The sequence below is a fragment of the Streptomyces sp. NPDC031554 genome (genome assembly GCF_055580685.1).
The window spans coordinates 36,612-56,180 of the sequence record NZ_JBVIKX010000014.1; the positions used below are offsets into that span (position 1 = coordinate 36,612).

20 protein-coding genes are annotated in these 19,569 nt (G+C 72.8%); 8 read left to right on the forward strand and 12 right to left on the reverse strand.

Annotated elements, in window-relative coordinates:
* Nucleotides 1-241: 241 nt before the first annotated feature.
* The 7 genes from ACZ5FU_RS29565 to ACZ5FU_RS29595 form a co-directional block, all read right to left on the reverse strand.
* Nucleotides 242-1,654 carry an FAD-dependent oxidoreductase gene (locus ACZ5FU_RS29565; protein WP_451530331.1) on the reverse strand — a complete coding sequence of 471 codons (1,413 nt, stop codon included), beginning with the start codon at nt 1,652-1,654 and terminating at the stop codon, nt 242-244.
* Nucleotides 1,644-1,781 carry a hypothetical protein gene (locus ACZ5FU_RS29570; protein WP_468835942.1) on the reverse strand — a complete coding sequence of 46 codons (138 nt, stop codon included), beginning with the start codon at nt 1,779-1,781 and terminating at the stop codon, nt 1,644-1,646. Before ACZ5FU_RS29570 ends, ACZ5FU_RS29565 begins: the two co-directional genes overlap by 11 nt.
* A 108-nt stretch (nt 1,782-1,889) precedes the next feature.
* The gene (locus ACZ5FU_RS29575) at nt 1,890-3,065 is read right to left on the reverse strand and encodes an MAB_1171c family putative transporter (RefSeq protein WP_451530329.1); all 1,176 of its coding nucleotides are present in this window, start codon (nt 3,063-3,065) and stop codon (nt 1,890-1,892) included.
* Nucleotides 3,062-4,393 carry an MAB_1171c family putative transporter gene (locus ACZ5FU_RS29580; protein WP_469047430.1) on the reverse strand — a complete coding sequence of 444 codons (1,332 nt, stop codon included), beginning with the start codon at nt 4,391-4,393 and terminating at the stop codon, nt 3,062-3,064. The genes ACZ5FU_RS29575 and ACZ5FU_RS29580 overlap by 4 nt, the downstream gene beginning before the upstream one ends.
* A gap of 30 nt (nt 4,394-4,423) precedes the next feature.
* Nucleotides 4,424-4,933, reverse strand: a complete 510-nt coding sequence (locus ACZ5FU_RS29585; protein WP_469047431.1) for a toxin — start codon at nt 4,931-4,933, stop codon at nt 4,424-4,426.
* 488 nt (nt 4,934-5,421) lie between these two features.
* The gene (locus ACZ5FU_RS29590) at nt 5,422-6,843 is read right to left on the reverse strand and encodes an MAB_1171c family putative transporter (protein ID WP_451530326.1); all 1,422 of its coding nucleotides are present in this window, start codon (nt 6,841-6,843) and stop codon (nt 5,422-5,424) included.
* A complete protein-coding gene (locus tag ACZ5FU_RS29595; protein ID WP_451530325.1) occupies nt 6,840-7,445 on the reverse strand; it encodes a toxin-antitoxin system, toxin component family protein in 606 nt (201 codons plus the stop codon). Before ACZ5FU_RS29595 ends, ACZ5FU_RS29590 begins: the two co-directional genes overlap by 4 nt.
* Before the next feature lie 299 nt (nt 7,446-7,744).
* On the opposite strand from ACZ5FU_RS29595, the gene ACZ5FU_RS29600 reads away from it, so the two are divergent.
* Genes ACZ5FU_RS29600 through ACZ5FU_RS29620 form a run of 5 tightly spaced genes read left to right on the forward strand, consistent with a single transcriptional unit; the run spans nt 7,745 to nt 12,945 of the window.
* Nucleotides 7,745-9,103, forward strand: a complete 1,359-nt coding sequence (locus ACZ5FU_RS29600; protein ID WP_469047433.1) for an extracellular solute-binding protein — start codon at nt 7,745-7,747, stop codon at nt 9,101-9,103.
* Entirely contained in the window at nt 9,100-10,038 is a 939-nt protein-coding gene (locus tag ACZ5FU_RS29605) for a carbohydrate ABC transporter permease (protein ID WP_469047434.1), read from the forward strand. Before ACZ5FU_RS29600 ends, ACZ5FU_RS29605 begins: the two co-directional genes overlap by 4 nt.
* Nucleotides 10,035-10,898: a carbohydrate ABC transporter permease gene (locus tag ACZ5FU_RS29610; RefSeq protein WP_451530322.1), complete on the forward strand. Its 864-nt coding sequence runs from the start codon at nt 10,035-10,037 to the stop codon at nt 10,896-10,898. Before ACZ5FU_RS29605 ends, ACZ5FU_RS29610 begins: the two co-directional genes overlap by 4 nt.
* 40 nt (nt 10,899-10,938) lie before the next feature.
* The gene (arfA, locus tag ACZ5FU_RS29615; RefSeq protein WP_451530321.1) at nt 10,939-12,453 is read left to right on the forward strand and encodes an arabinosylfuranosidase ArfA; all 1,515 of its coding nucleotides are present in this window, start codon (nt 10,939-10,941) and stop codon (nt 12,451-12,453) included.
* A 33-nt stretch (nt 12,454-12,486) separates the two neighbouring features.
* Nucleotides 12,487-12,945 (forward strand): RrF2 family transcriptional regulator, encoded by a 459-nt coding sequence (locus tag ACZ5FU_RS29620; protein ID WP_451530320.1) that lies wholly within the window; start codon nt 12,487-12,489, stop codon nt 12,943-12,945.
* A gap of 58 nt (nt 12,946-13,003) precedes the next feature.
* Here ACZ5FU_RS29620 and chvE read toward each other — a convergent pair whose 3' ends face one another.
* Nucleotides 13,004-14,086, reverse strand: coding sequence for a multiple monosaccharide ABC transporter substrate-binding protein (gene chvE, locus ACZ5FU_RS29625; protein WP_469047436.1), 1,083 nt, complete (start codon nt 14,084-14,086; stop codon nt 13,004-13,006).
* Nucleotides 14,087-14,640: 554 nt separating this feature from the next.
* On the opposite strand from chvE, the gene ACZ5FU_RS29630 reads away from it, so the two are divergent.
* Nucleotides 14,641-15,291: a DUF4360 domain-containing protein gene (locus ACZ5FU_RS29630; protein ID WP_451776322.1), complete on the forward strand. Its 651-nt coding sequence runs from the start codon at nt 14,641-14,643 to the stop codon at nt 15,289-15,291.
* Between the two features lie 46 nt (nt 15,292-15,337).
* Here the strand turns inward: ACZ5FU_RS29630 and ACZ5FU_RS29635 are convergent, their stop codons facing one another.
* Together ACZ5FU_RS29635 and ACZ5FU_RS29640 are read right to left on the reverse strand one after the other, a co-directional pair.
* Nucleotides 15,338-15,580, reverse strand: coding sequence for a DUF397 domain-containing protein (locus ACZ5FU_RS29635; protein ID WP_451776324.1), 243 nt, complete (start codon nt 15,578-15,580; stop codon nt 15,338-15,340).
* Nucleotides 15,577-16,419, reverse strand: a complete 843-nt coding sequence (locus tag ACZ5FU_RS29640; protein ID WP_451776325.1) for a helix-turn-helix domain-containing protein — start codon at nt 16,417-16,419, stop codon at nt 15,577-15,579. The genes ACZ5FU_RS29635 and ACZ5FU_RS29640 overlap by 4 nt, the downstream gene beginning before the upstream one ends.
* Nucleotides 16,420-16,545: 126 nt before the next feature.
* Between ACZ5FU_RS29640 and ACZ5FU_RS29645 the strand changes: the two genes are divergently transcribed.
* Nucleotides 16,546-17,025, forward strand: a complete 480-nt coding sequence (locus tag ACZ5FU_RS29645; RefSeq protein WP_451529736.1) for an ATP-binding protein — start codon at nt 16,546-16,548, stop codon at nt 17,023-17,025.
* A 55-nt stretch (nt 17,026-17,080) separates the two neighbouring features.
* Here ACZ5FU_RS29645 and ACZ5FU_RS29650 read toward each other — a convergent pair whose 3' ends face one another.
* Entirely contained in the window at nt 17,081-17,698 is a 618-nt protein-coding gene (locus ACZ5FU_RS29650) for a DUF6058 family natural product biosynthesis protein (protein ID WP_451529735.1), read from the reverse strand.
* A 107-nt stretch (nt 17,699-17,805) separates the two neighbouring features.
* The gene (locus ACZ5FU_RS29655) at nt 17,806-18,663 is read right to left on the reverse strand and encodes an oxidoreductase (RefSeq protein WP_451776330.1); all 858 of its coding nucleotides are present in this window, start codon (nt 18,661-18,663) and stop codon (nt 17,806-17,808) included.
* Nucleotides 18,664-18,737: 74 nt separating this feature from the next.
* Here ACZ5FU_RS29655 and ACZ5FU_RS29660 point away from each other — a divergent pair, with 74 nt between their 5' ends.
* The gene (locus ACZ5FU_RS29660; RefSeq protein WP_451529733.1) at nt 18,738-19,394 is read left to right on the forward strand and encodes a DNA-binding response regulator; all 657 of its coding nucleotides are present in this window, start codon (nt 18,738-18,740) and stop codon (nt 19,392-19,394) included.
* The last annotated feature ends 175 nt before the right edge of the window (nt 19,395-19,569 follow it).

Below are 19,569 nucleotides of genomic sequence, written 5' to 3' on the forward strand. Positions count from 1 at the left end.
GACCGGCGACGGGACCGGGGCCGAGACCGGGTCCTGGAGCGGGCCCGGCGACGGGGCCGGGACCGGGTCCGGGAGTCGTGCCGGGCCCGTCGGTCAGCCCTGTCGGTCAGCCCCGTCGGTCAGCCCTGTCGGTCAGCCCCGTCGGTCAGCCCCGTCGGTCGGCCCCGTCGGTCGGCCCCGTCGGGCCGGCCCCGTCGGTCGGACGGGCCCCGTTCCCGGTCCTCCCGCGGGTGGTCCGGGGTCACCCCGCCGCGGTACCGGCGGCCTCCAGCCCTCGCAGGATCTCCCGTTCCGCGTCGGTCAGCGGCGGCCCCGCCGCCGCCCGCAGGGCCGGACCGCTCAGGGTCGCCAGCAGCGCCGACGGGTGCAGCAGCCGCTGCGGCCCCGCCGTCAGGCTCGTGACGTCCCACAGGGCCGCCGCCGCGGCGTACGACCCCGTGGCCGTCCGCATCACCCGCCGGGTGAACCGGGTGACCAGCCGGTCCGCGAGGGTGGGGGACCCGCCCCGCGTCCCGGGGAACCACACGTCCTGGCTGACGGCCATCGTCCAGGCCGCCTCGACCGACGCCGCGGCCCCCCGCTGCACCCGCCGCGCGAGCCCCGCCGTGCCGGTGCCGCCGGCCTGCCGCAGCTCGCGGCTCAGCACCCGCGCGCCGAGCGCGGCCACGGACATGCCCTGGCCGTAGGCGGGGTTGAAGGTGGCGAGCGCGTCGCCGAGGACGACGAACCGCTCGGGCCACTCCCGCGCCTTCTCCAGGTACCGCCGGTGGTTGCTGGTGCTGCGGCTGACGTGGATGTCGGTGAGCGGCTCGGCGCCCGCGATCAGCCGTCCCACGAGGGGGTGCGGCAGATCGCGCGTGTACCGCAGGAACCCGTCGGGGTCGGACGGCGGTTCGCCCCCGCCCCGCGTCCCGGCGAGGCTCACCATCCACCGGTCGCCCTCGATGGGGAGCACCATGCCGCTGCGTCCGGGCAGCCCCCGGTAGGGGTCGGCCTGGATGATGGCGAGCGGGAACCGCCCGGCCCCTTCGGGGGTGCGGTAGATGCGCGTGGCGTTGACCAGGCCCGCGTCGACCGTCTTCTCCCGGATGCCGGAGATCCCCAGTTCCCCCAGCCAGGTGACGACCCGCGAACCGCGGCCGCCCGCCTCGACCACGAAGTCGGCGTCGATCACCTCGTCCCCGTCGGGAGCGGCGACCCGCACGCCGGTGACGCGCCGCGCGTCGCCCGTCAGGCCGAGCACCCGGCCCTTGCGGATCCGGGCCCCGGTGTGGGCCGGTACGGCGTCCCGGACCGCCCAGTCGAGCAGGGCCCGGCTGCAGGTGATCATCCGCGGCCCCTCGTGGCGCCAGCGCCGGAACCAGCCCTCGGGCGTGAGGGCGACCATGCCGGAGCTGAGGGATATCTCGCGGGCCCCGGCGGCCAGCAGGTGCTTGCGCATGTCGACGCCCGGCACGAGGTCCTCCATGGCGGCGAGTCCGCCGGCCATGAGGAGATGGGCGTGCCGGCCCTGCGGCAGGCCCCTGCGGTGTTCGGGTCCGTCGGGCAGGTCGTCCCGTTCCAGCACGATCACTTCGTCCACGACGGTGGACAGGGCCGCCGCGGCCAGCATGCCGGCCAGGCCGGCACCGATGACGACAGCTCTACTGGACATGGGGCTCCTCGTACTCGGCCGCGAAGGCACACAGGGCGGACGGGGCGGACAGGACGGACGGACCCGGCGCGGCGGGCGCGGCGGGCACGACGGGCACGGTGGGCGTCTTCGGTGGGGCAGGTCTCATGAAGGCGGACATTCGGCCACCGCGGGCCCGGCCGCGCGGCCCGTGCGCCGCGAAGGGACCCGCCCACCAGGCCGTTCGGCCGCGCGGGCTCGCCGCCGCGCCCGGCATTCAGCCATGGAAGGCTTTCACCGTACCTTCACCGGCCGTGTCCGGCACCGGAGTTCGGGCCAGTTCCCGCGCCAGCTCCACCAGTCCGGCGGCGCCGGAGACCTCGGTGGCGTGCAGCCGGTGGGTGCTCGGCGCCGCGCACGGCGCCTCGCGCGCGGCGGCCCGCCGGGCGGCCTCGGCGAGCATGGCCGCCTCCGAGGCGACCCGCGCCTCGTGCGGACCGCGGCCCTCGGCGAGGGCCGCGGCGAGCGCCCGTGTCCGCACCCCGTCGTCGAAGTAGGGGGCGAGGGCGAGGAGCGCGTCGTGGATGGCGACCTCCCGCCAGTGCAGCCGCTCCTCGGGCAGCCGCCACCAGGACACGGGCGGCTTGGGGGCCACCGACACGAATCCCACGCGGGCCCACAGCGGCCGCAGCCGCCGGTGGTCCCGCAGCCCGCGCCCGTGGGCGACGGCCGCCGGCAGCAGCCGGGGCAGCACGTAGCCGGCGGAGCAGAGCAGGGCGCCGAGGGCGGCCATCGGCGGGGCGACGTCGGTGGACAGGAAGTCGAGGTCGTGACCGGTCCAACGGGCGACGACGGCCGTGTACTTGGCCAGCTGGAAGCCGATCAGGTCCAGCAGCGCGCCGACGAGGATCAGCAGCAGCCCGGTGCGCAGCAGGCCGGTGACCTCCCGGGCCCACTTCACGCACACCACGGCCATCGCGACGATGGCGGCGGTGTGCCCGAGCAGGTAGAGCACGATCATCTCGCGCATGTACGGCGTGTTCGCGTAGTAGGTGTCGAGGTCGGTGAGCCGCTCGGCGGGCGCGTCGGCCAGCGCGAAGAGCACCACCACGGCCACGACCAGCGGCCCGTACACGGCGGTGCCGAGCAGCACCTGCCGCCGTACCCGCTCGGGCGGCCCGCCCCGCCAGTGGGCGAGCAGGACCAGCAGCGAGCAGCTGTACGCCGAGAGCATGCCGTACGTCAGCGGGGCGCCGAAGTTGGGGATGCCGGTGAGGTCGTTGACGGCGGCCAGGGTGACCGGCGCGGAGCAGACGAAGACGAACGCGCCCAGGGTGATGGCGACGCAGGTGGAGACGGTGAGGGGGCGGGGCGCGGCCGAACGGGGCCGGCGGAACAGCACGGCGGCGGCGAGCAGGAGGACGGCGCCGGCCAGGTAGACGACGAGACTCACGCGGCCGGCCCCCGTTCGGCGGACACCGGCCGCGCGTGCGCCACGGTTCCCGTCGCGGTTCCCGGCGTACGAGTGGTCACGGTCCCCGTCGCGGTTCCCGGCGTACGAGTGGTCACGGTCCCCGTCGCGGTTCCCGGCGCGCGAGTGGTCACGGTCCCGGCCACGCCCTCCGGCGCGGCGGTGCGGACGAGCGGTCCGCCGGCCAGCGCGTCGGCGATGCGCACCAGCGCGTCCGGGTCCGGCGCCCGATCCAGGAACCAGGCGGACTCCCCGGCGGGACGGCCGCCACCGCCGTCCGGCCCGGCGTGCGCCTCCTGCCGCACGGCCGCCGCGATGACGGTCGCCCAGGCCGTCGCGGCGGCCCGCCCGGCGTCGCCGGTACGGCGCAGGGCGGCCTCCAGCGTCGTGTCGTACAGCTCGCGGTCGACGTAGGCGTCCAGGTGGGTCAGCGCGTTGTGGATGCTGGTCCGGCGCCACACCAGCCGGGTGGCCGGCCGGGCCCAGCACGGCCGGGGCAGCCGCAGGGAGTGGCGGGTGAGGACGCCGTCCAGTTCGCGCTCCAGGGGTGCGAGACGGGCGTAGGTGCGCAGGGTCCGCCGCCGTTCCGTCAGCCGGGGCCCGGCGAGCGGGACGAGGACGCCGACGACCGTCATGACCGCGCCGAGTCCGGCCGCCGCCGGGGAGGCGTCGGTGACCAGGGCGGACCAGTCGTGGCCGGTCCAGCGGGCGGCCACGGCGGCGAGCCTGGCCAGGCTGTACACGACCCCGCACAGCGAGCCGAGGCCCAGCGTCACCAGGCCCGCTCGCAGCCAGCCCCGTACCTCGCGGGCCCAGCGCAGGGCGGACACGGTGGTGACGCCGACGGCGGCGAGGTGCCCGAGCAGGTAGAGCACGATCATCTCGCGGACGAAGGGGGTGTTCGCGTAGTAGGTGTCCAGGTCGACGCGCCGCTCCACCGGCGCGTCGCCCAGGACGAACATCGTGACGATGCCGAGGACGACCAGCGTGTACGCCAGGATCCAGCGGCGGGCCGTCCGGCGCACCCGCGGTCCGCCCCGCCAGTGCACGATCAGCACCTGGGAGGCGGCGCTGTACCCGGTGATCGCGGCGTACGTCAGCGGCGCGGCCAGGTTGGGGGTCGCGGCGGCCCGGTTGACGGCGCCGACCGTGGGCGGGGCCCCGAGGAGGAAGCAGAGCCCGGCCAGGCCGAGCACCGCGCAGATGGACCGCAGGTAGGGGTCGTGCCGGTGGCGCAGCAGGTCGGGGGCCCGCACGAGCAGGCCGGTCCACAGGGCGGCGGCGCTGACGTAGTGGGGCAGGCCGTTCATCCGCGGGTTCCGTTCATCCGCGCTTTCCGCTCATCTCCGGGTCCCGCGGTAGTTGAGGGCCGCGCCGATGCGTCCGGCGATGTCCTGGGTGTCGTCGCCGCGGTCGGCGTACACGGAGTCGGCGGACGCCTCCAGCCAGGTGCGCAGCCGACGGCCCATCAGCATGCCGAAGCGGTCGGCCTCCTGCTCGTCGGAGAGGGTGAAGTCGCTGCGCGCGGCGGCGGCCGGGGCGGCCCCGGGGACGGTGTCGGTGCGGCGCCGGTGCATGTGCCACACCTCGTGGCAGAAGATCACGATCTGGTGCCAGACGGCGGCCCGCTCGTCGACGACGACGTCGTCGTGGTGCGCGCCCTCCAGCCAGAGCCCGCTGGCGGTGTGCGGCGGGAACACCGCCCGGTGCACGACGATCTCGCGGCCCCGCCAGCGCGCGGCCGCCTCGACGACCGCGTCGAACAGGACCTCGGGTTCGGCCGGGACCGGCACCCGGATGGGAGCGATGAGGATGTCGGCGAGGCGACGCATCTCCCTGTTCGTACGCACGGTTCTCCCCGTGGCTGCGCGGGCTTTCGGTCCGTGCAATATGCCAAGACCTCCGCCGTTTCAGCTACCTCCGCCTTCGCGGGCGGGAGAATTCGGCGCGAACTCGGCCGGGAGGAAGCGGCTGTAACGGGTGAACGGGGTACGGCGCCCCGGAGCCGTTGGCCGAAAAGCTCCGGTGTCCGGCGCTCGCTCCCCCTGCCCCACCTGGGGCGGCTCGCCCTCCGACCGCGAGATCCGGCCTTTGTCGACGGGTGTGCGGGACCGGTGGAGACGGAGCGGAGAAGCCGCGCTCACCGGGCGCCTCCGGGCTCACCGGGCGCCTCCGCCCCGCCCGTGCCGGCCCCGCCCGCCCCGCCCGTGCCGCCCCGGGGCGGGTCCCTCCGGCCGGGGTGTCGGCCCGGCCGGCGTCCGTCGCGACGACATCCCCTCAGGCACCGCCCTCTCCGGCACCGCCCCGCGTGCCTCCGCCCCGCCCGTGCCGCCCCGGTCTACCGGAGGTCGCCCGTCGGGGCCCCGGGGCGGGTCCCTCCGGCCGGGGTGTCGGCCCGGCCGGCCTCCGCCGCGAGGACGCCCCCTTCCGCCGCCACCGCCCCTTCCGGCACCACCGCTTCCTCCCGTACCACCGCTTCCTCCCGTACCGCCCCCTCCGCCGTGGCCCGCTCCCGCACCGTCCGCTCCCGCTCCGCCGCCTCCCGTACCGCCCGTACCGTGTCCGGGTGCCGCAGCGCGCGCGACACCGCGCCGATGTCCCGCAGCAGGTCGGTCGTGTCGGCCTCGCCGCCGGTGTCGTGCTCCCGTCCGCGGCTCCTGGCGTCCGCCGCGTCCAGCACGGTCACCGCGGCGGCCAGCGCCTTCGCCCGCTCCGGCGGGAAGCCGAGGGAGAGCGCGGCGTCGTGGGACCGCCGTCGCAGGTCCTCGTCGACGAACCGGGCCAGTGACAGCAGCCCGTCGCGGATGAACGTCTCCCGGCGGATCAGCCGCAGTTCGGGCGCGGAGCGCAGGACGCGGGGGACACCGGTGCCGCCGACCGCCTTCATCAGCGCGTACAGCGGCCGCAGTTCGCGCACGGCGTCCCTGACCTGACGCCGGTCGTGCAGGTACTGGCCGGCGTGCGGAAGGATGAAGCCCACCGCGATCAGGATGGCGGACAGGCAGGCCAGCGGCGGCGCCACGGCCGTGCTCAGCCAGTCCAGGTTCCGCCCCGCCCAACGGCTCACCACGGCGGTCACCTTGGCCGCGTCGAAGACCAACTGCAGCGCGTAGCCCACGCCGAGGAACTTCAGCCCCCAGCGCAGCAGGGCGTCGAGTCCGTCGGCGCGCACCCAGTTCCAGATCAGCGCGTTGGTGACCAGCGTGGCCGTGGTGTGCGCGAGCAGGTAGAGCACGATCAGTTCGCGGGCGTACGGCGTGTTCGCGTAGTACGTGTCGAGGTCCCGCAGCCGCTCCTCGGGCATCTCCGCGAGGGCGAACAGCACCCACAGCGCGGCGATCACGGCGGCGTAGGTGCCCAGGACCCAGCGCATGGCGGAACGGGTGCGGGCGGAGCGGTCGGACAGGCCGTTGCGCCAGGTGATGATCAGCAGCAGGCACGAGCCGCAGAACGCGGTGAGCAGCGAGTACACCCAGGGTCCGGAGATGTTGGGCACGCCGGTGACCCGGTTGACCCAGGCGATCGTCGACGGCGCGACGAACACGAACACCGCGCAGGCCAGCAGCAGCAGGCCGCCGACCGCGCGCAGCAGCGGGTCGGTCCACAGCCGGATGATGCTGGGCAGTTTGATCGCCAGGGCGGCCGCGAGGATGCCGGCCGGGATCCACCAGAAGGAGGGGTAGAACTCGTTGACGAAGCTCGCCGGTGTCACGGCCGGCGGTTCGGCGAGCCGCGCCGCGGCGAGGAGCGGGCCGCTCACCGCCGCTCACCGCCCGCGCGCCCCCGGTAGCCCAGGGAGCGCTGCACGGGCTCCAGGGGGGCGGCGGTGCCGTCGCCGCCGAGCAGGGGCCGCAGGGTGGCGGCGAGCCGGTGCCCGAAGTCGTCGGCCTGGGACTCGTCCTGGGCGCGGGAACCGTCGCGGGCGGCGACCGTGAGGGCCGCGTCGCGCCACGCGGGCCGTACGGCGAGGGCGCGGGCGGCCGCCGGGCCGGCGGTGCGGTGGTCGTGTCCGGCGTGCAGGTGCCACAACTCGTGCCCGAGGATGACGAGTTGCTGCACCTCCTCGGCGCGTTCCTCCACGATGACGAGGTCGAAGTCCTCGAACTCGACCCACAGGCCGGTCACTTCGATCTCGTCGGGGAACCGCTCGAAGCGCAGTTCCACGGGCCGGCCGCCGCGCAGCGCGGCCATCTCCTCGCACAGCGCGCGGGCGATCTCGCGCACCCCGGCCGGCGTCCGGGGCCGGGCCCGCAGCGCGCCGGCCAGTTCGCCGGCCAGCCGGCGCATGGCGGTCCCGGTTCTCGCGCGCCGCAGCGCCGAGGCGATCCGGGCAGCCGCTCCGCGCACGCCCGCGTCGTCCATCCGCTCCCCTTTCCCACCGTCCCGCGGCAGCCGTTCCGAGGCTACGCGGCCGGACGTGTCCCCGTCACGGGGAACCGGGCACCGATCGGGCACGGCGCGGAAGGGGAGCGGGCGCGCGGCGGTACGGAAACGGGCGGAGGACGGGACCGGGGCGTCCCCTTGGCAGAAAGCGCTGTCATCCCTTCGCCCGGAGGTTGCCGTGAGTCCTGTCGGAACCATTGACGCGGGGGCGCATCGAACCTACGGTCCCGTTCGAAGTTACGGGCACAATTCGAAATGTCGAACAGTTAGGGCAGGGTATGGGACGACCTGGCCTGAGTCGCAGGCAACTTCTGGCCGCCGCCGGCGGGCTGACCGTCGCGGGCAGCTTCGGCTTCGCGGCGCTCGGCACCGGCGCCGACGCGCTCGCCTCCGGAGCCGACACCCGGGTGCGGTACTGGCACCTCTTCAGCGGCGGCGACGGGTACAACATGATCGCGATGCTGGACGCCTTCCGCGCGGACCACCCCGGCATCGACGTGAAGGACTCCACCCTCCAGTGGGGCAGCCCCTTCTACACCAAGCTCGCCATGGCCGCGGCGGGCAGCCGCGCACCGGACCTCGGCGTCATGCACATGGGCCGGGTCACCGGCTTCTCGCCCGGCCGCCTCCTGGACCCCTGGGACGTCGGGCTGCTCGCCGAGTACGGCGTGAAGGAGGCCGACTTCAACCCCGAGCTGTGGAAGCGCGCCGTCGTCGGCGGAAAGCTCTACGCCCTCCCGCTCGACATCCACGTCCAGCTCTGCTTCTACCGCAAGGACGTGCTGAGGAAGGCGGGCCTGCTCGGCACCGACGGGCGGATGGTGCCCGTGACGTCCACCGACGAGTGGTTCGACGTGCTGAAGGAGGCCAGGAAGGCCACGAAGAAGGGGCTGCAGACCATCGGCCTGTGGCTCAACGACCAGAACTTCCAGTGGTGGTTCTTCGTCGCCTTCTACACCCAGCTCGGCGGCACCTGGTTCGACGACGCCCGTACCGAGGTCACCTTCGACACCGACAAGGCCACGCGGGTCCTGGAGTTCCTGCGCCGCCACATCACCGACGGGTACGCCGACCCCGGCTTCGGCGGCGGCGCGGGCGCCGAACAGTTCGTCAACGGCGCCCCCTTCGCCTGGGAGGGCAACTGGTCGGTGCCGGTCTTCGACGCCGCGAAGATCGAGTACGGCGCCACCCCGCTGCCCCCCGTCTTCGGCAGGCCCGCCACCCACGCCGAGTCGCACGCCTTCGTCCTGCCGCACCAGTCGGGCCGCGGCGGCGCCACGAACGCGGCCGCCCACCGGCTCGCCGCCTACGTCGTCCGGCACGCCCGGCAGTGGGCGGCCGGCGGACACATCCCCGCCCACACCCCGACCCTCTCCACGGCCGCCTACCGAGAGCTGAGCCCGCAGAACGAGTACGTCTCCGCGATGGACCACCAGGCCACCGAACCGAAGGTGTGGTTCGCCGGGTCCACCGGCATCCTCGCCCAGCGCGTCGGCCCGGTCGTCGTCTCCTCGACGGTGGGCTCCGCCGGGCCGGCCGCCGCCGCCCGCCGCATGAGGAGCACGCTCGCCGAACTCCTCGCCTCGAAGAACCCCATGGACGGCCGCACCGCCGCGCAAGGAGGTGCCGTCGCATGACGACCAGCGCCGAGACCGCCGTCCGCCCGGCACGCGCGACCACCGTCGCCGCCGGCGCCGGTGTCCGCCGCAAGCAGGGCTTCCAGCACGGCGGCTGGTTCGTCGCCCCGTTCCTCGTGCTGTTCGCGCTCTTCGTGATCTGGCCGCTGCTGCGCGGCCTCCACCTCAGTCTCACCGACGCCAACATCTCCGGCGACGGCGCGGGCTTCGTCGGCCTCGACAACTACCGCGAGGCCCTCGACGACCCGCTGATGTGGGACGCGCTCGGCCACAGCGCCTGGTTCACGCTGCTCGTGGTGCCGTGCATCACCCTGCTCGCCTTCCTCCTCGCGATGCTCGCCCACCACATCGAGCACGCCCGGTGGCTGTGGCGGCTGTGCTTCTTCGCCCCCTTCCTGCTGCCGTCCACGGTCGCCGCCAACCTCTGGCAGTGGCTGTTCAACCCCGGCACCGGCATGGTCAACCACGTCCTCGGCATCGGGACGCCCTGGCTGACCGACAAGTCGTACGCCATGCTCGCCGTCGTCATCACCACCCTGTGGTGGACCGTCGGCTTCAGCTTCCTGCTCTACCTCGCCGCCCTCCAGGGCATCCCCGCGCACCTGTACGAGGCCGCCGAGCTGGACGGCGCGAACGCCTGGCACCGCACGGTCCGCATCACCCTGCCGATGCTGCGCCACATCACGGGCCTGGTCGTCGCCCTCCAGGTCCTCGCCTCGCTCCAGGTCTTCGACCAGGCCGTCGTGATCCAGGACTTCGGCCCGGGGCCGGAGGGCTCGACCCGCACCTTCGTGCAGTACACCCTCGAACAGGGCTTCACCAGCTACCGCGTGGGCTACGCCTCCGCCGTCTCCATCATCTTCTTCGTGATCATCGCGGCCGTCGCCCTCGTACGGATGTGGCTGCTGCGCAACCGTGAGGAGGGCGGCCGATGACCACCGCCGCACCGCAGGAACGGGTCGGGCCCCGCCGGGGCTGGACCCCCGCACAGATCGTCCTCACCCTCCTCGGCACCGCCGTCTCCGCGGTGTTCCTCGCCCCCCTGGCCTGGGCGCTGTTCACCTCGCTCAAGTCCGAGACCGAGGCCGTCGAGGTGCCGCCGCACTGGCTGCCGGAGGAGTGGACCGGCCAGGCGTGGACGGCCCTCCTCGAGACCGGCAACATCACCGACTGGTTCGTCAACTCCCTGGTGGTGTCCGTGTGCGTGACGGCGATCGTGCTGGTGGTCGGCGCGCTCGCCGGGTACGGCTTCGCCCGCACCGAGTTCCGCGGCAAGAACGTCCTGATGGGCGTGGTGATGGCGGGCCTCATGGTGTCCCCGGCCGTCCTCGGCGTGCCGCTGTTCACCACCGTCCAGCAGATGGGCATGGTCGACACCTACTGGGGCATGATCCTGCCGCAGTGCGCGCCCGCCGCCATGGTCTACATCCTCTACAAGTTCTTCCAGGGCGTCCCGCGCGAACTGGAGGAGGCGGCGTTCATCGACGGCGCCGGCCGCTGGCGGGTCTTCCTCACCATCGTGGTCCCGCTCTCCCGCCCCGCGCTCGCGGCGGTCGGCATCTTCACCTTCATCGCCTCCTGGAACAACTTCCTGTGGCCGTACATGGTGACCAACAACCCCGACCTGATGACGATGCCCAACGGCATCGCGACCGTCATGAACTCCTACGGCATCCAGTGGGCGCAGCTCATGGCGGGCGGTCTCATGGCGGGCCTGCCGCTGATCGTCGTCTTCGTCTTCTTCCAGCGCCAGATCGTGGCCGGTGTGGCGCACACCGGACTCGCGGGCCAGTGACCGCCTCCCGGACGAAACCGAACCCCTCCGAAAGGAAAAGATGAGCACCGCCCGCTTCACCCTCGACCCCGCCTTCACCGTCGGCCCGGTCAGCCCCCGTCTCTTCGGCTCCTTCGTGGAACACCTGGGCCGCTGCGTCTACACCGGCATCCACGAGCCCGGCCACCCCACCGCCGACGAGGCCGGCCTGCGGCAGGACGTCCTGGACCTCGTCCGCGAACTCGGCGTCACCACGATCCGCTACCCCGGCGGCAACTTCGTCTCCGGCTACAAGTGGGAGGACTCCGTCGGCCCGGTCGAGGACCGCCCCCGCCGCCTGGACCTGGCCTGGCACTCGACGGAGACCAACCGCTTCGGCCTCTCCGAGTACATCGCCTTCCTGAGGAAGGTCGGCCCCCAGGCCGAGCCGATGATGGCGGTCAACCTCGGCACCCGGGGCGTCGCCGAGGCCCTCGAACTCCAGGAGTACGCCAACCACCCCTCCGGCACGGCCCTGTCCGACCTGCGCGCCGCCCACGGCGACAAGGACCCCTTCGGCATCCGGCTGTGGTGCCTGGGCAACGAGATGGACGGCCCCTGGCAGACCGGCCACAAGACGGCCGAGGAGTACGGCCGGATCGCCGCCGAGACCGCCCGCGCCATGCGCCAGCAGGACCCCGGCGTCGAACTCGTCGCCTGCGGCAGCTCGGCCCAGTCGATGCCGACGTTCGCCGAGTGGGAGGCGACGGTCCTGCGGGAGACGTACGACCTGGTCGACCACGTCTCCCTGCACGCCTACTACGAGCCGCACGACGGCGACGTGGACTCCTTCCTCGCGTCCGCCGTCGACATGGAGTCCTTCATCGAGAACGTGGTGGCCACCTGCGACCACGTGGGCGCGCGGCTGAAGTCGAAGAAGAGGATCAACCTCTCCTTCGACGAGTGGAACGTCTGGTACATGTCCCGCTGGCAGGAGCAGGCGACGACGTTCGCGCAGGACGACTGGCCCGAGGCACCCCGCCTCCTGGAGGACAACTACAGCGTCCTGGACGCCGTCGTCCTCGGCTCCCTCCTCGTCGCCCTGCTGCGGCACGCCGACCGCGTCACCGTCGCCTGCCTGGCCCAGTTGGTCAACGTCATCGCGCCGATCATGACCGAGCCCGGCGGCCCGGCCTGGCGCCAGACGACGTTCTTCCCGTTCGCCCAGGCGTCGCGCCACGGGCGGGGCGAGGTGCTCGACGTCCGGGTGGACTCGCCCACGTACACGACGCAGAAGTACGGCGAGACGGACCTGCTGCACGCGACCGCCGTCCGCGCGGACGACGGCTCGGTGACGGTCTTCGCGGTCAACCGCGACCGCACCGGGGAGCTCCCGCTGGAGGTGACCCTGAACGGCCTCGGCGTCTCCCGGCTCGTCGAGCACAGCGCGCTCGCCGACGCCGACCCGGACGCCCGCAACACGCTCGACGACCCCGAGCGGGTCGTCCCGCACGCGGTGGACGGCACGACGGTCACGGACGGGACGCTGAGGGCGGTGCTGGAGCCGCTGTCCTGGAACGTGATCCGGCTGGCCTGACCGGCACGGCGCCGCCTGCCCCACAATGGCGGTATGAGGATCTCGGCACGCGCGGACTACGCGGTACGGGCGGTACTGGAGCTGGCCGTGCGGCAGGGCGGCGACCCGGTGAAGGCGGAGACGATCTCCGCCGAGCAGGGCATCCCGCACAAGTTCCTGGAGGGGATCCTCGGCGACCTCCGGCGCGGCGGCATCGTCGAGAGCCGGCGCGGCGGAGGCGGCGGCTACCGGCTCGCCCGCGAGAGCGCGCGGATCACGGTGGCGGACGTGATCCGCGCGGTCGACGGCCCGATCGTCTCCGTCCGCGGCGAACGCCCCACCGGCCTGACCTACACGGGCAGCGCACAGCCCCTGCTGCCCCTGTGGATCGCCCTGCGCGCCAACGTCCGCAAGATCCTGGAGGGCGTCACGGTGGCCGACATCGCCGCGGACGCCCTCCCCGGCCAGGTCCGCGACCTGGCGGCCGAACCGGCGGCCTGGGAGAACCCGTGACCGCCGTCCGGCCCGGCCCGCCCGGGACCGCCGTCCGGACCCGTCCGCCCGGGACCGTCTACTTCAGTTCGTCGGCGGTGTAGTAACCGGCCAGGACGGCGGCGTAGTTGCTCCTGTCGACGCTCGCCGGCTGGAGCAGGTAGGCGGGCACGGCCTTCACGCCGTTCTGGTAGCCCCGGCGGTTGTTGATCCTCGGCGTCCTGCCCTTGAGGATGTCGTCGGCCATGTTCGCGGCGACCGTGGCCAGTTCGCGGAGGTCCTTGTAGACGGTCTGCGACTGCTCGCCCGCGATGATCGACCGCACCGAGGCCAGTTCGGCGTCCTGGCCGGTGACGATGGGCAGGTCCTTGCCGTCGGAGCCGTAGCCGTACGACTTGAGCGCGGCCAGCACCCCCAGGGAGATGCCGTCGTACGGCGACAGGACCGCGTCGACCGTCCTGCCGTTGTACGACTTGGACAGGATGCGCTTCATGCGGGACTCCGCGGTCGTCCCGTCCCAGCGCAGCGTGGTGATCTTCTCCAGCTTGGTCTCGCCGGACCGGACGACCAGCTGCCCGCTGTCCAGGTACGGCTGGAGGAGGTACATCGCGCCCTCGTAGAAGTACCGGGTGTTGTTGTCGTCGGGCGACCCGGCGAACAGCTCGATGGTGAACGGCCCCTTGTCGTCCTCCAGTCCGAGCCGGTCGATGATGTAGCGGGCCTGCTGCCGGCCGACCTGCTCGTTGTCGAAGGAGACGTAGTAGTCGACGTTCCCGCTGTCCAGGATGAGCCGGTCGTAGGAGATCACCGGGATGTCGGCGGCGGCGGCCTGCTTGAGGACGTCGGTCAGCGACTTGTTGTCGATGGCCGCGATGATCAGCGCGTCGACGCGCTCCTCGACCAGGTCCGAGATCTGCGTGACCTGGGCCTGCGGGTCGTCGTCCCCGTAGACCAGCTTGGTCTTGTACCCCTTGGCCTCGAGGTCCTTGACGACGCTCCTGCCGTCCGTGAGCCAGCGCTCGGAGGACTTGGTCGGCATGGCGATCCCGATGGTGCCGCCTTCGGAGCCGGAGCCGGCCGCGCTCTGCTCGCCGCAGGCGGACAGGGCGAGGGCGAGGGAGGCGCCGGTGATGATGCCGAGAGCGGCTCTTCGAGTGCGCATGGTGATCGTTCCTTGTTCTTCTCGTCGTTGAGGGAGCAGGTACGCCGGCGTCCTGCGGGATCCGGGCGCGCTGGACGGACCGGACCGCGGGGAGAGGACGCGGCGTGAGATCGACAGAGGTGCGGCGGTACGGCCGGCATCCGGGTCGCGTCGACGCGCGTGATGCCTCTGCCGGGCTGCACCGGTGGGTACGTGGGGCCGCCGCGCTACGGCACTCCGGTCACGTGGGTGTTGATTCCGGTGGTGCTCAGGGTGCTTCCCTTCCGCCGTTCGAAATCTCGACACGTGGTCGGAAATGTTTGCGTGACCCTAGGAGCGGGTGGGGGGAGTGTCAACGGTTTGAACAGGAACGGTCACAGAGAAGAAGGAGCGACGGGGGTGTCGCGGGAGCGGTGTGAACGGTTCCGGGTGAATGGCCGGAGTTCCACCTGGGCGCGTCCCACACGGCTCCCTACGATGCGAACGCCCCGCCCCTTCACGGCAACTCCATTGACTGTTCACAGAGTTGACGTGGCGGCAGGGGCACAGCCACCCCCCGACCCCAGGGAGAGACCATGACAGGTGGGCTCCTTCTGAGCGGCGCCGTCGCCGCTCTCGTCACCTCCGCGCTTCCCGCGCACACCTCGTCCCCCGTGTTCGACGACCCGCCCCCGGACAAGATCGTCATCGATGTCGCCACGGTCAACGGCTCCGGCTGTCCCGCGGGCACCGCGGCCGTCGCCGTCTCGGAGGACAACACCGCCTTCACGGTGACCTACAGCGACTACCTCGCCCAGGCCGGCGGCACCTCCGACCCCACGGCGTTCCGCAAGAACTGCCAGCTCAGCCTGGTCGTCCACGTCCCGCAGGGCTTCACGTACGCCATCGCCGGCGCGGACTACCGGGGCTTCGCCTCGCTCCAGCCCGGTGCGAGCGCCGTCCAGCGGGCCTCGTACTACTTCCAGGGCTCGTCCGGCACGGTGTTCAAGAACCACACCTTCAACGGCGCCTACAACGACAACTGGCAGGCCACTGACGTCACCGACTGGGCCCAGCTCGTCTATGCGCCCTGCGGGATCCAGCGCAACTTCAACATCAACACCGAGCTGCGGGTCAACGCGGGCACCTCCGCGCCGGGCAAGGTCAGTTTCATGACGATGGACTCGACCGACGGCGACATCAGCACGGTGTACCACATGGCCTGGAAGGAGTGCCCCGGCAGGTGAGGTGAGCCGAGGGGGCCGCCCGCGCGGGTGCGGGCGGCCCCCTCCCTCACCTGCCCGCGTGGGCGACGAACTCCGCCCAGGCGACGGGGGAGAGGGCGAGCCGGGGCCCGTCCTTGTCCTTGGAGTCACGGACGTGGACGTGGTGGGGGAGAGCGGCGACCTCGACGCAGTCGCCGTCGCCGCTGCTGCTGTAGCTGGACTTGCGCCAGGAGAGGGCAATCTCGACGCAGTCGTCGCCTGAGCCGCCGCTGTAAGTGCTCTTGAACCAGGTCAGTTCAGTGGTGCTCATAGGTGTCCTCGCATCCGCTGCAACAGGCTCATTGAGTCCCTGAGAGTGAGAGCCTGTGAGCGCATCCTGGCATACCGCATCTGAAGCATGCTCACCACTTGTCGGTCAGCGATGAGCTGGCCGCTTTCCTGTCCTTCGCAGTAGGCGAAGCACTTGTTCTCCGGGGTCTCCAACAGTCGCATCGGACCGTCCAGCCCCGCATGTGCCTCTTGCTCGGTCGGCATGACCTGGATCTCGACATTCCTCAGTCGGCCGATCCTCACCACGTGGTCGATCAATTCGCGCGTGACATCGACGCCGCCGGTACCGCGCCGGAAAAGGTGCTCCTCCAGGATGAAGCCGAAGGCGGTGTTCGGCCGCTCCGTGAGCAGTTGTTGCCGCCTGGCCCGCTCGACCCACTGGGCCTCGATCTGCCTGTCGTCGAGAGGCGGTAACTGGTTGCGGAAGAGGGTCCGGGCGTAGGCCTCGGTCTGCAACAAGCCGGGGATCAGACGGCATTCGTACGTGTAGAGCGTGATCGCTTTGCTTTCCAATCGGGCCCACTGCCGGAACCAGGCTGCCAGCCCGGGCCTCCGGATCAGATAGGGGGCCGCCGCGCGCAGCGCCCCCGTGTTCCCCAGCGCCCTCTCCGCCGCCTCGACGAAGTCGACGTCCGGCATGCGCCTGCCCAGCTCCACCGAGGCCACCGTGTGTCTGGAGAAGCCCACCAGTGCGCCGAACTCCTCCCGGCTCAGCCCGTTGAACTCGCGCAGGGCCTGGACCACCGCGCCGAACGTCCGCAGACTGTCCGACGACTCCGGCTCGCCGCTGCCCGTGCCCGCCTGCCCGTCGACCGCCATGGTCACCTCCCGCGCCCATGGTCACGCCCCGTCACCAGTACTGTCCACCCCGTGACCGCGTACGCTCGCGCAGCGTACGCGGCTCTGACCTGGTGAACGCCCTTCGGGACCCGTCACATTGGCGGCATGACAGTACGTCCCACCCCCCAACCCTTGGTAACCGTACGTGTGTTCACGCAGCGGCTGAGCGCGACCCCGAGGGGCGCCCGCCTGGCCAGGCACCTCGCGCTGCACCAGCTGGAACGCTGGGGCGTCCCGCACGGCACGGACGTCTCCGACGCGGTCGCGGTGATCGTGGCGGAGCTCGCGGCGAACGCGGTGACGCACGGCCGCGTACCGGGAAGGGACTTCGAGCTGCGGCTCCTGCTGATCCCGGGAAGCGTCAGGGTCGAGGTCACCGACACCCGCACGGGCCCGCCCCCGCCGGGCCCCGGCGCCGTACGCCCGCCGTGCCCGCTCGACGAGGCGGGGCGCGGGCTGCTGCTCGTGGACGCGGTCGCCGCCCGCTGGGAGGTGGTGGACCGCGTGCCCGCGCCGGGCAAGACGGTCCGTGCGGAGGTGGACGTACCGGGCTGGCTCGGCATCGCACGGAGGGCGGGCGCCTGACCGCACGCGACGGCCGAGGCCCCGCGGGGCCGCACCCGCCGCGTGCGGCCCCGGGTCACGGGCGCGGGAAGCGGGCGCGCACGGCGTCGACACAGGTGTCCCGGGACGTGGGGCCGCCGAACCGGAGACGGTCGTAGGCCGTGAACGCCGGTTCCAGGGCGTCGAGTTCGTCGACCAGGGCGTGCAGCCGACCGGACCACCGCGCCGAACCGGGGTCCGCCCCGTCCACGGCGGCCTCGATCGCGGCCGTCAGCTGGTCCTTGCGCCGGATGGCGACCGGGGTCACCGAGCGCAGACAGACGTACTGTCCGCTGAGGTACGCCTCCCATTCCGCCTTCCCGGCCACCGGGTCGGCCCAGTGGGCGGTGAACCACGCTTCGAGGAGGTCCACGCCGCCGGCCTCGTCGGCGAGGGCGAACAGGTCGGCCGGCACCATCTCGGCACCGTCGGAGCGCAGATACCCCGGAAGCGGCAGACGCCGCCCCAGCATCAGCCGGCGGACCGCGTCGGCGTCACGGCCGTGGACCGCGCACAGCTCCTCCAGGACGACGAACTGCGTACTGACGTACGCGTCGTCCGCACCGGTCATCGGATGGTCGCCGTTGACCTCCCGGAACCGCTCGGCGAGTCGCTGCTTCAGGTCCGTCTCCGGCACGGGGGCCTCCCACGTCATCGGCGCGGGCCTCTCCCGCGCGGCACTCCGGACGCTACGACCCGGACGGTTCGGCCCTCACCGAACCGTCGACGCGCACCCCCGCGCCGGCGTGGAACGGCCCTCCGTCAGGCGAGATCGGAGAGGTCCTCCGGGGTGAGAACGATCGCCCCGGCGGCGATGTTCTCCTCCAGGTGGGCGGGAGAGCCGGTGCCGGGGATGGCCAGGGTGACCGGAGAACGGGCGAGCAGCCAGGCCAGGGCGATCTGCGGGACCGTGGCACCGTGCCGGTCCGCGACCGCGGCGATGCGGTCGCCGGTGAGGTCGTCGACGCCGCCGCCCAGGGGGAAGAACGGCACGTAGGCGATGCCGTCCTTCTCGCAGACGGCCAGGAGTTCGGTGTCGTCGCGCCTGGCGGCGTGGAAGCGGTTCTGGACGGCCGCGACGGGCGCGATCGCACGGGCCTCGGCGAGGTGTCCGGTGTCCACGTTGCTCAGGCCCAGATGGCGGATCAGGCCCTCCTCGCGCAGCGCGGCCAGTGCCTCGAAGCGCGCGGCGACGGACTCGCCCCGCGGCGGTGGCGCGATGCCGCCGATGCGCAGATACACCAGATCCAGGCGGTCCACGCCGAGGGTCTCGAGGTTCTCCTCGACCAGCGGCCGCAGGTCCGCGGGATCCGTGGTCTCGGCCATGCCCCCGTCAGGGGTGCGGACGGGGCCGACCTTGGTGGCGACGACCAGACCGGCCGGGTAGGGGTGAAGGGCCTCCCGGATCAGGGCGTTGGCGCGAACGGTGCCGTCACCGCTGGTGTAGAAGGCGGCGGTGTCGATGTGGTCGACGCCGAGTTCCACGGCGCGGCGCAGGACACCGCGGCCGCTCTCGGGATCGCGGGCCGGACCGCGGAGGCTGCCGGTGGGCAGGCGCATGGCCCCGAAGCCGATCCGGCCTGTCGGAAGGTCGCCACCGAGGCGGAAGACGTTGCTCATGAACTCAGCCTGCGGGGAGGGGCGTTAGGAGGTCGAACCGGTGGCATCTTGCTGCCACCGGGCAGAATGGGGGAGTGACGGAGACGGTGACGGTCCGCGGTGACCTGGAACTCCTGGCGCGTACCGCGCGCCTGTTCTCCTCCGTCAGCGAGGAGTTCGTCTGCGCCGCCCGCGACCTCGACACCTGGTCCCACCTCGGTGCCCGGCGGGCCGCCCGCGAGCGGATGCGGAACAACAGCGGTGCCCGGCGGATCCGCAAGCTGTACAGCGTCGCCGCGCTGGCCGACGAGCGCGGCCGCGAGCACCTGGGTGAGCTTGCCGACGGGGGCGCCCGGGTGCGGATCGCCGCCACGGCTCTTCCCCACGAGACGATCGTCATCGACCGGCGGCTGGCGATCCTCGCCGACACCGACGTGGCCGGCAGCCGTGAGTACACCCTGACCACCGCCCCCACCCTGGTCGGCGGGGTGTACGCGCTGTTCGAGGCCGCCTGGGAGACCGCGACCGACCTCGAGGTCTTCCTGCGCGGCGAGCGGCCCCGGCTCGACGCCGAGAGCCGAAAGGTGCTGCGCGCGCTGGGATCGGGCGCCACCGACGAGGCGGCCGCGCGGGAGCTCGGCATGTCCCTGCGAACCTACCGCCGGCGGGTCGCCGGCATACTCGACGCCCTCGAAGCGGGCTCACGGTTCCAGGCCGGGATACGCGCCGGCGAGCTGGGCCTGAACGGATGAGGGGCCGGCCGGCCGTTTCGGGCGGCTCGGCGGTCGGCGGGACGGCGGCCGCGGCGTTCGTCCCGCCGACCGTGAGGCGGCACTCACGGCTCCACGACCGGCCGGGCAGGTCCCGGGTGTTCCGTCCCGGGGCCCCCTCTCCTCGCACGGCGGCCCCACGGCGCGGGGCGGCATA